The organism is Rhizobium sp. 10PS4 (assembly GCF_032464805.1).
GTDB classification, from domain to species: Bacteria; Pseudomonadota; Alphaproteobacteria; order Rhizobiales; family Rhizobiaceae; genus Rhizobium; species Rhizobium laguerreae.
Genome location: NZ_JAWDIW010000001.1, coordinates 292,905 through 305,939, shown reverse-complemented (window position 1 = coordinate 305,939; position 13,035 = coordinate 292,905). Strand labels below are relative to the sequence as shown.

At 61.4% G+C, this 13,035-nt stretch carries 10 protein-coding genes; 7 read left to right on the top strand and 3 right to left on the bottom strand.

The window, feature by feature from the left end; all coding sequences use genetic code 11:
* Window positions 1-35 precede the first annotated feature (35 nt).
* Both RWJ89_RS01420 and RWJ89_RS01415 read right to left on the bottom strand, forming a co-directional pair.
* On the bottom strand, window positions 36-860 hold the full coding sequence (locus RWJ89_RS01420) for a p-hydroxycinnamoyl CoA hydratase/lyase (protein WP_316030448.1): 825 nt from the start codon (window positions 858-860) through the stop codon (window positions 36-38).
* A gap of 4 nt (window positions 861-864) precedes the next feature.
* Complete coding sequence (locus RWJ89_RS01415; protein ID WP_221947243.1) at window positions 865-2,487, bottom strand: AMP-binding protein; 1,623 nt, start codon at window positions 2,485-2,487, stop codon at window positions 865-867.
* Window positions 2,488-2,686: 199 nt separating this feature from the next.
* Here RWJ89_RS01415 and RWJ89_RS01410 point away from each other — a divergent pair, with 199 nt between their 5' ends.
* From RWJ89_RS01410 to RWJ89_RS01390, 5 genes are all read left to right on the top strand, one after another.
* Complete coding sequence (locus RWJ89_RS01410; RefSeq protein ID WP_316030447.1) at window positions 2,687-3,172, top strand: MarR family winged helix-turn-helix transcriptional regulator; 486 nt, start codon at window positions 2,687-2,689, stop codon at window positions 3,170-3,172.
* Window positions 3,173-3,295: 123 nt separating this feature from the next.
* Window positions 3,296-4,702, top strand: coding sequence for an adenylate/guanylate cyclase domain-containing protein (locus RWJ89_RS01405; RefSeq protein WP_316030446.1), 1,407 nt, complete (start codon window positions 3,296-3,298; stop codon window positions 4,700-4,702).
* Between the two features lie 547 nt (window positions 4,703-5,249).
* Entirely contained in the window at window positions 5,250-6,380 is a 1,131-nt protein-coding gene (locus tag RWJ89_RS01400) for a TRAP transporter substrate-binding protein (protein WP_168291607.1), read from the top strand.
* A gap of 59 nt (window positions 6,381-6,439) precedes the next feature.
* Window positions 6,440-7,087 carry a TRAP transporter small permease subunit gene (locus RWJ89_RS01395; protein WP_221996953.1) on the top strand — a complete coding sequence of 216 codons (648 nt, stop codon included), beginning with the start codon at window positions 6,440-6,442 and terminating at the stop codon, window positions 7,085-7,087.
* Window positions 7,084-8,511: a TRAP transporter large permease gene (locus tag RWJ89_RS01390; protein WP_168255859.1), complete on the top strand. Its 1,428-nt coding sequence runs from the start codon at window positions 7,084-7,086 to the stop codon at window positions 8,509-8,511. The genes RWJ89_RS01395 and RWJ89_RS01390 overlap by 4 nt, the downstream gene beginning before the upstream one ends.
* A gap of 521 nt (window positions 8,512-9,032) precedes the next feature.
* Here the strand turns inward: RWJ89_RS01390 and RWJ89_RS01385 are convergent.
* Complete coding sequence (locus RWJ89_RS01385) at window positions 9,033-9,932, bottom strand: helix-turn-helix transcriptional regulator (protein ID WP_316028216.1); 900 nt, start codon at window positions 9,930-9,932, stop codon at window positions 9,033-9,035.
* 203 nt (window positions 9,933-10,135) lie between these two features.
* Between RWJ89_RS01385 and RWJ89_RS01380 the strand changes: the two genes are divergently transcribed.
* Together RWJ89_RS01380 and RWJ89_RS01375 are read left to right on the top strand one after the other, a co-directional pair.
* The gene (locus tag RWJ89_RS01380) at window positions 10,136-11,647 is read left to right on the top strand and encodes an aldehyde dehydrogenase (RefSeq protein WP_316030545.1); all 1,512 of its coding nucleotides are present in this window, start codon (window positions 10,136-10,138) and stop codon (window positions 11,645-11,647) included.
* 66 nt (window positions 11,648-11,713) lie between these two features.
* A complete protein-coding gene (locus RWJ89_RS01375; RefSeq protein ID WP_316028215.1) occupies window positions 11,714-13,033 on the top strand; it encodes an ABC transporter substrate-binding protein in 1,320 nt (439 codons plus the stop codon).
* Window positions 13,034-13,035: the final 2 nt, after the last annotated feature.

Here is a 13,035-nt window from a genome sequence, read left to right as displayed (position 1 = left end):
CGGCTCGCGAACAACCCGGCGAACCGGGCTCGTCTTCAGCGGCCGCGCTTGTAGGCGCCAAGCCCCGGCTGATAGGTCTTGTCGTCGAGGAACTGCTTCAGCCCCTCGTCGCGTCCCTTGGTCTTGTCGAGGAACAGCATCTGTTCCAGCTTGGCGTAGATGTAATCGTCGGCGAGATCCCAGGGCAGGTCGCGCACGCGCTTGTAGGTGTCCTTGGCGGCCTTCAGCGTCACCGGGTTCTTTTCGAGCAGGCTGGCGCAGATCTTGCGCACGCGGCTTTCCAGCTCCGCAAGCGGCACGGCCTCGTTGACGAGACCCATTTCCGCGGCCTTGCGCCCGCCGAACAATTCGCCGGTCATGATGTAATAGAGAGCGTCGCGATGGCGCATCACTTCGGCAACCGCGCGGGTGACATTGCCGCCCGGCAGAATGCCCCAGTTGATCTCGGAGAGGCCGAAATTCGCCTCCTCGGCGGCGATGGCGAGATCGCAGGAAACGAGCGGCGTGAAGGCGCCGCCGAAGCACCAGCCGTTGACCATGGCGATCGTCGGCTTTTCGAAATACATCAGCCGGCTCCACCAGCCGCCGGACTGCCGCCGCGTCTTCAGCGTCGCATCGCGCGGCTTCTCGTCATTGTCGCGGAAATATTCCTTCAGATCCATGCCGGCGGACCAGGATTCGCCGGCACCGCGCAGGACGAGGACGCCGCAGCGCTCGTCGCCCTCGAGCTCGTCGAGCACCTCGAGCATCCGGGCATTCAGGGCCGGATTCATCGCATTGCGCTTTTCCGGGCGGTTGAGGGTCACGAAGGCGATGCCGTTGTCGAATTCGACCAGAACCGGCGATTGCATATCGGTCATGAGGTTACTCCATGGGTTTCGGCGTGAATGCCGGGGCCGCTTTACGGGCCTGTCGTTGAAGGGTTTCGTCGGAATGGAACTGGCGCAGGACATGTTTCTGCACCTTGCCGGAGGCGGTGCGGGGAATGGCCTCGACCAAGAGGATGCGGGCCGGGCGCTTGAAGGCGGCGAGTCTTGCCGCGCAATGGCCGGCGATCTCATCGACCGTTGCCGCAGCACCCGGCCGCAGCACGACATAGGCGAGGCCGCATTCGCCCCATCGGATATCGGCAATGCCGACGACCGCGGCATCGAGGATATCGGGATGACTTGCGAGTACTGCTTCGACCTCGGCGGGATAAACATTCTCGCCGCCGCTGATATACATGTCCTTCAGCCTGTCGACGATGCGATAGAAGCCGTTCGCTTCGCGCCGGCCGAGATCGCCGGTGCGGTACCAGCCGTCGGTGAAGGCGGCAGCGGTTTCCTGAGGTTTGTTCCAATAGCCCGGCGTCACCGCCGGTCCACGCAGCCAGAGTTCACCGATCTCGCCTTCATCAACCTCGCGGCCATCCTCACCGACGATACGAATGTCGAGCAATGGCGCGGGCAGACCGACGCTGCCGGGATTGTTCTGCATGGCGCGTCGGTCGATCGGCACGTGCAGCACCGTTCCGGCCTCGCTCATGCCGTAACCATTGACCAGCGCAACGCCGTCATCGAGATAGCTTTCGATCAGCGCCTGCGTCAGCGGCGCGCCGCCGACGAAGAGCGCATGCAGGCCGGCCAGCGCCGCGGCGCTATAGGCGGGATCGTTGCGCAAGGCGAGCGCGATCTGCGGCACGGCGAAATAATGGGTGACGGCACGCTGCCGGTCGGCAAGGGCTGCGAGTGTGCGCGCCGGTGTGAAGCGGTCGGAGACGACGAGCGTGCCGCCCAGCATCAACGTGGTGCGCGCCACCGCGATCAGCCCGATCGTATGAAAGAATGGCAAGTCGCACAGGGCGACGGATTTTGGTCCGATCTCTCCGACGACGGAAAAATTGATGGCGGCAAAGAAGGCGTTGCGGCGGGTGATGACGACGCCCTTCGGCTGCCCCGTCGTGCCTGAGGTGTAGAGAAGGACGCAAGGCACGTCGGCATCGACAGACACCGCAGCGGCCGGAAGGCTCGCCTCGATCCGCGCGGCGAGCCCGGCCGCACCGTCGGCCGTCGATATCACCGCCATCTCAGGGTCGGCGCCCGCGACGCTGGCGACGGTTGCCGCGAACTCCTCGTCGTGAACAAGCAGAGCCGGCGCGCAATCGGCAAGGATCGGCCGAAGCTCGGCGGCGTTGAGGCGCCAGTTGAGCGGCACGTAAACGGCGCCGGCACGCTGGCAGGCAAAGGCAAGCACGATCGACTCCATGGAATTGCGCGCCAGCATGGCGACACGCGCCCCGTCGCGGCGCGCTCCGAGCACATCGCTTAGCAAGCCGGCGCAGCGGGCGATCCGTGCATCGAGTTCGGCATAGGTGAGTTGCCGGCCGGTGGCGATCTCGAACAGGGCCGGACGGCCTGGTGCGACGCGGGCGCGGTAAAGGATCGGATCATCCGTCACCAGTCCGCAATCCGCCGACGAAGCCATCCCGGAAATGGAATGCGCCATGTTCTCCTCCCATGCCCGCCGCTCCCCGCCGCAGGCATCAAATTTGTATGTAACACATACTAATATCTTTTTCCTGTGATGCAAGAGGCTGTTTAAGGCAAATCCGATCGCGCGAATGGCGCGGGGAAATCCGCACTATGGATATTGACTAACCTGCTGATTTTGATGGTTATGAGCCTGGATGAGGCGAGAACGAACGATGAGCACGAAACCAACGCAGGACGATTTCGAGGGCGAAGATGCGCCAGCGATGCCGGGCCTCGACGTCGGCCGGCTTGGCGATCTGCTAGGGTTTCATCTGCGCATGGCCCATGTCGCAGTCTATCGCGACTTCGCCGAAACCATGGCGGCGCTGGCGCTGACGCAGAAGCAGCTGGCGGTGATGGAACTCGTCGCCGGCAATCCGGGCGCATCGCAGATCGACCTTGCCAATACGCTCGGCACCGACCGGGCGACGATGATGGCCCTCGTCAATCGGCTGGCCGCCCGTGACCTGATCGAGCGCCGGCCCTCCGCAGCCGATCGCCGCCGCCAGGAACTTCATCTGACGGAGGCGGGGCGCGCAATGCTCGCCCGGGCGCGCGAGCTGATCGATAGGCATGAACAGCGTTTCATCGAGCTGTTTTCGCGCGACGAAATGGATGCGCTGCTGACGGCGCTGAAGCGGATATACAAGGGGAAGTGAAACCCGCCTTCGCTCAGGAAGCGAGCAGCATCCAAGCCTTTAGATTTCTATTGGGACACTCCCGTGTTATGATCCCGATCCTGGCGTCGTCCGCCGTGGGTTCTGCGCACGGAGACTTGTCTGATGAGCGAAGTGGACGTCCTTTTTGCCTCCCTGCGACAGGCGGCTGACCCGCGGACGGTCGAGTGCATCGAAAACGTCGTCATGCATGGCTCGGATCGCGAGCTCAATCGCATCAATGCGCTCGCTTTCGCCGAGAAGCACGATCTCGATGAAGAGAAAACCATCGCCGCATTTCTCCATGCAGCCCGCATAGGCGCATTCGAGATGACCTGGAATGTCCTTTGCCCGGGATGCGGCGGCGTCCTCGACAGCGGCGCAACCCTCAAAACCGTCGTCCATGAGACGTACCATTGCGCGCTCTGCGCGGCCGGATACGAGCCGACCCTCGACGAGATGGTCGAGGTCACGTTTACGGTCAGCCCGCGCGTGCGCAGGATTGCCGCTCACGATCCCGATCGGTTGTCGCCGCTCGAGTACTACCGCCAGATCTTCTTCAGCTCCGGGGTCGACCTGCCTGACGATCTCGAAGCGAGGCTGGCGCGCATCCAGCTGGAGATGATCGAGCTGGATCCGGGCGAGAAGGCCTTCGTCTCCCTGCAACTGCCGGCGCAATTCGTCATCATCTTCGATGCGGTCACACACTCGGCGCAGTTCATCGACGTGCAGGGCGAGCCCACCGACGAACGTCAAACCCTCTCGATGATCATCAGCCGGACGCATGCGCTGAACGAAACGCTGACCCTCCGCCCCGGCTTACTGCGGCTGACGCTCGAAAACCACACCGATCGAAGAGTAGTGCCGAACGTCTGCATCGCAGGCGATGACCTGCACGACCTCTTGGGCCGCAGGCAGGTTTTCCTGACCGCCAAGCGCCTGCTGACGAACCAGAGCTTCCGGGACATCTATCGGACCGACACGCTCGACGTCGACCAGCGCCTCAAGATCACCAGCCTGACGTTCCTCTTCACCGACTTGAGGGGCTCGACCGCGCTTTACGAGCGCGTCGGAGATCTTGCCGCTTTCGATCTGGTACGAGCGCATTTCCGGGTTCTTCACGAGATCGTCGCCACAGAGGCCGGAGCGGTCGTCAAGACCATAGGCGATGCCGTGATGGCGACCTTCCCGAGCCCGGACCGCGCAGTGGCGGCGGCACTCAGGATGCGGGAGGCGATGCTTCGGCTAAATGCCGAACACGGCAGCGACGATCTTCTCCTGAAGATCGGCATCCATGAGGGACCATGCCTCGCCGTCAACCTGAACGACCGACAGGACTACTTCGGCCAAACCGTCAACATCGCCTCCCGCGTCCAGGGCCTTGCCGATCCCAATGTGATCATGACGACCGAGGCGATCGTTGGGGATGCCCAAGTTTCAGAGATCCTCCGCGACAGCGGCATCACCTCCGCCTCCCGAATGGCGGAGCTTCAGGGGATCGGGAGAGAGGTAAGGATTTTTGCGCTGTCGTGAGGGTGGTCTTCGAGGTCAAGCCAACTTGAGCGGTTTCCGCTAACGGCCCTTTTTGGACTTTCATTGGGCAATCAGTGTTCGGCAGCTTCGCGCCTCTTCTCGGTCATAGAGGCAATTGTTGCCGCTCCCCGAAAGCGGCCATAGCATTGGTTTGTCGAGACGACATCTGTGCGCCATGTGTGGACGTCGGCTCTCTTCGGCTTAATCGACTTGGGACGAAGGCGATCAAGAGCGAGCATATGGTTCCAGTTCAGCACATGGCTCCAGTTCATCGTCGACGGGCGAAAGCAGCTTTTTCTTTCTAAGCTGAGGTGGTCCGGACAACGCGGAGCAGCGGTACTGTGCCTTGGCCGTTGGACCACAGCCCCGAGCTGTCATCAACAACACTTGAACGTCTGTCAGAATTGCAAAAAGTGTGCATAATTGACAAATGAGAACAATCAGTTGTTGATACTGATCGCGAAGAGGTTGGGAGCCCTCTTCTTCAACTTAGCAGACTACCAGGAAATGCAGGGAGAATTCGACTACAATCCAGGGAGGAAGAACAATGACCAAAAAGGCAGTATCGCGTCGAGAGTTGCTGGGAGCCTCTACGCTCGTTGGAGTAACCGCAGTTGGGGCTCTTGCCGCCCCGGCGGTGCTGGCCCAGGCACCCACCGTCATTAAAATGCAAACATCCTGGCCCGCGTCGGACATCTGGATGGATTTTGCCCGCCTGTACGTCGAACGGGTCGAACGAATGTCCGGCGGACGCCTGAAGTTCGAACTAATGCCTGCCGGTACGGTCGTCGGCGCGTTTCAGGTGCTCGACGGCGTCAACGATGGCGTGATCGACGCAGCCCACACCGTTCCCGTCTATTGGTACGGAAAGCACAAGGCAGCTTCCCTCTTCGGTACCGGGCCGGTATTTGGCGGCAGCGCAACCACCATGCTCGGATGGTTCCATCAAGGTGGCGGCAAGGATCTCTACCGAGAACTCACCCAGGACATCATGGGGCTGAACCTTTACGGCTTCTATGGCTTCCCGATGCCCGCGCAGCCGTTCGGCTGGTTCAAGAACCCGGTCGCGACCGTGAACGACGTCAACGGCCTCAAATATCGTACGGTCGGGCTCGCCGCCGATCTCATGCAGAATATGGGCATGAGCGTCGCTCAACTTCCGGGCGGCGAGATCGTGCCGGCAATGGAGCGAGGTGTGATCGACGCCTTCGAGTTCAACAATCCCTCCTCTGACATACGGTTTGGTTCGCAGGATGTCGCCAAGAACTACATGCTGTCGTCCTACCATCAAGCGAGCGAATCTTTCGAGTTCCTCTTCAACAAGGATGTGTTTGACGACCTTCCCGAAGATCTGCAGGCGATCCTGGAATATGGCGTGGAGGCAGCAAGCACGGCGATAACAGCGTCCGCGATGGACAACTATTCAAGCGACCTTCAAAAACTCCAGGCCGAACATGGCGTGACCGTGCACCGCACTCCAAAGGAAATTCTGGATGCGCAACTCAAGGCCTGGGATGAGATCATCCCCACGCTTGAAGCGGATGCGTTCATGAAGAAGGTGCTCGACAGTCAGCGGCAGTGGGTGGAGAGGGTCGTGTACTACGAATTGATGAACTCCGCCGATCTCGCACTCGCCTATGAACACTATTTCCCCGGAAAATTGAAGCTCGGAAAATAGATGGTGAAGGCCCGGTATTTCCGGGCCTCGTCCCTCTTCGAGATCAGGGAGGCGCTTGCATGCTCCGTTACATTGCATTCGCCGACGATTTGTCGGCGTGGTTCGGCAAGGTGTTCGCGTGGGGGATACTCATCATGGCCTTCGGCGTCGGCTATGAGGTTGTTGCACGCTACCTCTTTCGCGCGCCGACCCCCTGGGCCTTCGATCTGAGCTACATGCTCTATGGAACGATCTTCATGATGGCGGGAGCGTATACCCTCTCGCGTGATGGCCATGTGCGCGGCGACTTCATCTACCGGCTCTGGAAACCGCGCACCCAGGCCAGGCTGGAACTGGTGTTGTACTTCATCTTTTTCTTTCCCGGTATTACCGCGCTTGTGATCTCGGGCTGGAAATATGCCGCACGCAGTTGGGGCTATCTGGAGGTCAGTTCCAACAGTCCCGCCGGTGTGCCGATCTTCCAGTTCAAGGCCGTGATCGTCGCCGCCGGCATTCTCCTGTTCCTGCAGGGCGTGGCGCAGGTCTTCCGCTGTATTCTCTGCATAAGGACGGGCGAATGGCCGAAGCAGGCCGAAGATGTCGAAGAACTGGAAAAGGTACTGCTGGAAACAAAAAGCCTGGACGTGCTCAAGTCCGAGGACGAGGGTTTCCTTCCGTCGCGGGAACTTGACGCTGGACGTGAACCACGGGATTGGGACGCTCAATGACGGATGCACATATCGCCGTCGGGATGCTCCTCATCCTGATCCTCGCCATCTTCCTCGGTTTCCCGGTGGCGTTCACCTTGATGGCTCTGGGTGTCGGCTTCGGATATTATGCCTATTTCGATGCCGGCCGCATGTGGCGCGGCTATGACCGCGCGCTCGAATCCGGCGGCGATGCCTTTACACTGGCGCAGACCTGGATCGGCGGTTTCTTCAACAACCGGATCTTCGATCTGTTCGTCAACCAGACCTACTCGGTCATCCAGAACGACGTGCTGACGGCTATCCCGCTGTTCCTGTTCATGGGCTACATCGTCGAGCGAGCCAACATCGTCGATCGGCTGTTCTCGACGCTATTCAGCGTCACGCGCCGGGTGCCCGGCTCGATGGCGGTCGCCGCCCTGGCCACCTGCACACTCTTTGCCACGGCAACCGGCATCGTCGGGGCCGTGGTGACGTTGATGGGACTGCTCGCCCTACCAGCGATGCTGAAGGCAAAGTATGACGTGCGCTACGCGACGGGCGTGATCTGCGCGGGCGGCACGCTCGGGATCCTGATCCCGCCTTCCATCCTGCTGATCGTCTATGCGGCCACCTCCGGGATCTCGGTTGTCCGAATGTATGCGGCGGCGCTCCTGCCCGGTCTCGCCCTGGCCGGGTTTTATCTCATCTATGTCGTGGTGCGAGCAATCCTGCAGCCGCAACTGGCGCCGCGGCCAACGAAAGAAGATGTGGGCGAGCACACGCCGGTCCAACTCGCCTGGATGATGCTTACATCCTTCGCGCCACTCGCCTTTCTAATTCTTGCGGTGCTGGGCGCCATTCTCTTTGGCCTGGCAACGCCGTCGGAAGCCGCCGCAATCGGCGCATTGGGGGGACTGGCGCTTGCTGCGGCCTATCGGGCGCTGACCTGGCAGCGACTGAAGGAGTCGGTGTATCTGACGGCGCGAACGACCGCGATGGTCTGCTGGTTGTTCGTCGGTTCGGCGACCTTCGCATCGGTATTCGCCTATCTCGGCGGCCAACAGTTCATCAGTGACTTCGTGACCGGCCTGGACATGTCGCCGCTGATGTTCCTGATCCTGGCCCAGATCATCATCTTCATTCTCGGCTGGCCTCTGGAATGGACTGAAATCATCGTCATCTTCATCCCGATCTTCATTCCGCTGCTGCCGCATTTCGGAATCGATCCGCTGTTCTTCGGTATCCTCGTGGCAATCAACCTGCAGACGGCCTTCCTATCACCACCCATGGCGATGTCGGCATACTACTTGAAGGGCGTCTCGCCTCCGCATGTCAAACTGACCGACATCTTCCGCGGCATGATGCCGTATATGTTGATCGTCATTCTCTGCATGGTGGTCATCTATCTGTTCCCGAGCATCGTCTACATGCTGCCGAATCTACTCTACGGAGGACAGAGATGACGCAGAGTCTGGCCCCCGAAAGGATAGACCGATGAACAGAAGCCGGTTTTTTGCAATATTTGCATTCGTGACGCTTGTCGCGTTCTGCGCGATCATCCTGGCGTTTGTTCCACGGTTCGATTTGGCCGCTGCACTGCTGATCGGGATTGTCCCTGCGGGGTACGACATCTGGGATCAGCTCTTTCGGCGACGCCCGTCGAAATCGTCTGGATAGACTGCAATCGTTCAACCGCCGCCCTTTCGTGACGGCAATCCGTTGCAAAAAGCCCGTTCGTCCATCGACCTACGGGCTCTTGGCTTGGAAATTAATCACCCACGGCCCCTCCCTGTGAAAGCGAGAGGCACCGTCGTTACGCGAACTTCCGGTTAACTCGCGTCGAGAAGGCGTCGGTGCGCGACGTGCGCGATGAGCGCCAAATCGAGCCGTAGGTCATACTCGTGGTCTACGCGGCTTGCGATTTCGGCAGCATGATTGTGTGACCCAAGATTGGCAAGCCATTGCTTTGACCAATGCCCTGAACCTAAGGCCAATCCGCATAACCCGAGGACAGCATGCTGTTTTCCGAGCCGGCCGACGCGCGGGCGATCTCGCGGTAGCCGGCGGGTGAAAGGCCGGTTTTGCGCTTGAAGAAATGGCTGAAATAGGTCGGGTCGCGAAAGCCGAGGCTGTCGGAGATTTCCTGGATATTGCGGGCCGACCGCTCCAATCTGAGCTTTGCCTCCTGCACCACACGCTCGTGCAGGAGCTGGATCGGCGAGCGGCCGAGCGCCCTTTGACAAGTGGAATGCAGCCGGTCGGCTGTGACGCCGAGCTCCGCGGCATAATCGCTGATCGGCCGGTGCTGGCGGAAACCGGCCTCGACCAGTTGCCGATACCTCTGCAGGATCGATCCCACTTCGCCCTGTCCGCGCTGCTCGCTTCTTTCGCCATCGGAACCGCGCCAAAGCGCCATCAGGATGAGCCTGATATAGGCGGAAGCGACCATCCAGGAGGAGCGGGAGGGATCGCCCAGTTCCCGCACGAAGCCCGAGATCAGCGGGCTGATTTCAGTGATCGTCAAGGGATCCAATGCCTCGACCAGCTTGCGCTGCTCGGTGAAGATGCGCAGCGAATAGGATTCCACCTTGTCGCCGATCGCATCGACCATGATCTGCGGCGAAGCGCCGACCAGATGAGCCGCGGTTCCGGCTGATATCGACAGGTCGCATCGCGCCTGCGGCGGCAGGAAGGCAAGCAGCGGTCCGTGCAGCGGCCGATGTTCGCCATTGTCGAAGTGAAGCTCCCCACTCCCCCCGCCGAGCAGCAGGAAATGGTGGAAATCGGCATAGAGTCCTTTTTGAAAACGGATACGCCGATGCGATAGCGACGGAGCGTGCCACTCGCCCCTGGCATAGTGATGAATCCCTCCGTCCGTCGCCAACGCTTCTCCTCCGCTCCCCACCCTCAAACAATGCTGATATCACCGGATAATTACAATATTAACCCAATAAATCGCATTCCATCCGCGCCAGATCGGCGTAACCTTTTCTCCATCAGCCTTTGGGAGGAGGCACCTCAACAGATGCAGGAACGGTCAGGCCGCCCTCGTGGCGCCGCGTCCGCTCGTTTTCTCCCATGGCAACAATGCAAACCGGCATCTGGCGCCACGACGTGGCGCCAACACATGGCGAATTGGGTGGAACAGTGTTTTCGGCAAAACTGATGATCAACAACGAGGCGATGGATGCTTCCGAAGGGGCCACCTTCGAACGCATCGATCCGTTGACCGGCGACATCGCAACGATCGCTTCGGCGGGGTCCATTGCCGACATGACGCGGGCCGCCAATGCGGCAGCAGCCGCCTTTCCGGATTGGTCGCAGACCGGCCCGGGCGAACGGCGCAGGCTTCTGAATGCCGCAGCCGACATCCTGGAAGCCCGCACGCCCGAACTCATTGCCGCCATGACCGGCGAAACCGGCGCCACCGCGCAATGGGCGGCGATCAATTGCGGCCTTGGCGCGGATATTCTTCGCGAGGCGGCGGCGATGACCACGCAAATAGCAGGCGAGATCATCCCTTCCGGCATTCCGGGAAGCCTTGCCATGGCCGTCCGTCAGCCGGCAGGCGCCTGCGTCGGCATTGCTCCCTGGAATGCACCTATCATCCTCGGCACCCGCGCCGTCGCCATGCCGCTTGCCTGCGGCAACACCGTCGTGCTGAAGGCCTCAGAACTCTGCCCGAAAACCCATGGCCTGATCGGCGACACCTTGCGTGACGCCGGCTTTCCGCGCGGCGTCGTCAATGTCGTTTCCAATGCGCCGAGTGATGCCGCCGCCGTCGTCGATGCGCTGATCGCCCATCCCGCCGTGCGCCGCATCAACTTCACCGGCTCCACCCGTGTCGGCCGGATCATTGCCGAATCCGCCGCAAGGCATCTCAAGCGCTGCCTGCTCGAACTCGGCGGCAAGGCGCCGTTCATCGTCCTTGCCGACGCCGATATCGACGAGGCCGTACGTGCGGCCGCCTTCGGCGCCTTCATGAACCAGGGCCAGATCTGCATGTCCACCGAGCGGATCATCCTGATGGACGAGATCGCCGACGGCTTCGTCGGCAAATTCCGGACGAAGGCAGCAACCCTCGTCGCCGGCAATCCCAAGGATGGCAACACGCCGCTCGGCACGCTGATCAACACTGAGGCCGTCCGCCGCGTTAGGTCGCTCGTCGATGATGCCCTGCAGAAGGGCGCGGTGCTCGTCTGCGGCGGCCAGGCCAACGGCACGCTGATGGATGCGACCGTCATCGATCATGTGACGCCTGCCATGCGTATCTACCGCGAGGAGAGCTTTGGGCCGGTCGCGGCGATCGTCCGGGTCGGCAGCGTCGATGAGGCCGTGACGGTTGCCAACGACAACGAATACGGGTTGTCGGCCGCCGTCTTCAGCGCCGACGTCAATGCCGCACTTGCCGTCGCCATGCGGCTCGAATCCGGCATCTGCCACATCAACGAAGCCACAGTTTCCGACGAGCCGCAAATGCCCTTCGGCGGCGTCAAATCAAGCGGCTACGGCCGCTTCGGCGGCAAGGCGGCGATCGATGAATTCACCGAGCTCAGATGGATCACCATGGCCTCGGGAAAACGACACTACCCGATCTGAATAGATCGGCCGACATGAACACTGGGAACGGGCTGGGAGGCCCGATCAAGAGGGAGGAATGATTTCATGAACGGCATTTTCCGCAGCGGTAAATTCAACGCGGCATCTCTGAGCCGGCGCTCTTTCATCGCATCGACCGTCGCGGGCGGCGCGGCGCTGGCGCTTTCCGGCCGCACGGCCTTCGCTCAGAGCGGCGATACGCTGAAGGTCGGCTTCATCAGCCCGCGCACTGGCCCTCTCGGCGGCTTCGGCGAAACGGACGGCTATGTGCTGGAACTGGCGCGCAAGGCGCTGGCGAACGGCCTGCAGGCGGGCGGCAAGACCTGGAAGGTTGATATTCTCGACCAGGACACCCAGTCCGATCCCTCGCGCGCCGGCCAGCTGGCGAAGGACCTCATCAACAACCAGGCGATCGACCTGATGCTCGCCGTGTCGACGCCCGAAACCATCAATCCGGTGGCCGACGCCTGCGAAGCATCAGGCATTCCCTGCCTCTCGACCGTCATGCCCTGGGAAGCCTGGTATTTCGGCCGCGGCGCCAAGCCGGGCGCACCCTCGCCGTTCAAGTGGACCTATCATTTCGGCTTCGGCGTCGAAGAGTTCCACAAGGCCTATGTTTCGCAGTGGAACCTGATCGAGACCAACAAGAAGGTCGGCGTCATGTATCCCAACGACGCCGACGGCAATGCGATCCGCACCCATCTGGCGCCGGCGCTCGCCAAGGCCGGCTTCACCATCGTCGATCCCGGAGCCTATGAAACCGGAACCACCGACTTTACCGCGCAGATCGCTCTCTTCAGGCAGGAGGGCGTGGAGATCTTCAACTCGTTCCCGATACCGCCTGACTTCGCCGCCTTCTGGCGTCAGGCCGCACAGCAGGGCCTCACCCAGCAGATCAAGATCTGCCAGATCGCCAAGACGGGCCTCTTTCCCTCCGACATCGAGGCGCTCGGCGACCTCGGCCTGAACATCGGCAGCGCCGCCTACTGGCACAAGGCCTTCCCCTATAAATCCACGCTGACGGGCGTCTCCGGCACCGAACTCGCCGACGGCTATGAAACGGCAAGCGGCAAGCAGTGGACGCAGCAGCTCGGCGCCAGCCTTGCCCTTCTCGACGCCGGCTTCGATGCGCTGAAGGCCAGCACCGACGTCAAGAGCAAGGAGGCCGTCGCCAAGGCGATCAGCACGCTGAAGACCACGACGATCGCCGGCAAGGTCGATTTCACCAGCGGTCCCGTCGCCAACGTCTCTCCCGGACCGATCATCGGCACGCAATGGGTGAAGGCGCCGGAGGGTTCGAAATTCGCGCTCGACTACGTCGTCACCGAAAACGCCACCGACCCCAACGTCCCGGTCGGCGCCAAGCTCACCGCCTATAACGGGTAACG

Coding starts and splice junctions, on each gene's coding strand:
- RWJ89_RS01390 (WP_168255859.1), top strand. CDS start 7,084: ATGACGGATGCACATATCGCCGTCGGGATGCTCCTCATCCTGATCCTC.
- RWJ89_RS01400 (WP_168291607.1), top strand. CDS start 5,250: ATGACCAAAAAGGCAGTATCGCGTCGAGAGTTGCTGGGAGCCTCTACG.
- RWJ89_RS01420 (WP_316030448.1), bottom strand. CDS start 860: ATGACCGATATGCAATCGCCGGTTCTGGTCGAATTCGACAACGGCATC.
- RWJ89_RS01410 (WP_316030447.1), top strand. CDS start 2,687: ATGAGCACGAAACCAACGCAGGACGATTTCGAGGGCGAAGATGCGCCA.
- RWJ89_RS01415 (WP_221947243.1), bottom strand. CDS start 2,487: ATGGCGCATTCCATTTCCGGGATGGCTTCGTCGGCGGATTGCGGACTG.
- RWJ89_RS01395 (WP_221996953.1), top strand. CDS start 6,440: ATGCTCCGTTACATTGCATTCGCCGACGATTTGTCGGCGTGGTTCGGC.
- RWJ89_RS01375 (WP_316028215.1), top strand. CDS start 11,714: ATGAACGGCATTTTCCGCAGCGGTAAATTCAACGCGGCATCTCTGAGC.
- RWJ89_RS01380 (WP_316030545.1), top strand. CDS start 10,136: ATGCAAACCGGCATCTGGCGCCACGACGTGGCGCCAACACATGGCGAA.
- RWJ89_RS01405 (WP_316030446.1), top strand. CDS start 3,296: ATGAGCGAAGTGGACGTCCTTTTTGCCTCCCTGCGACAGGCGGCTGAC.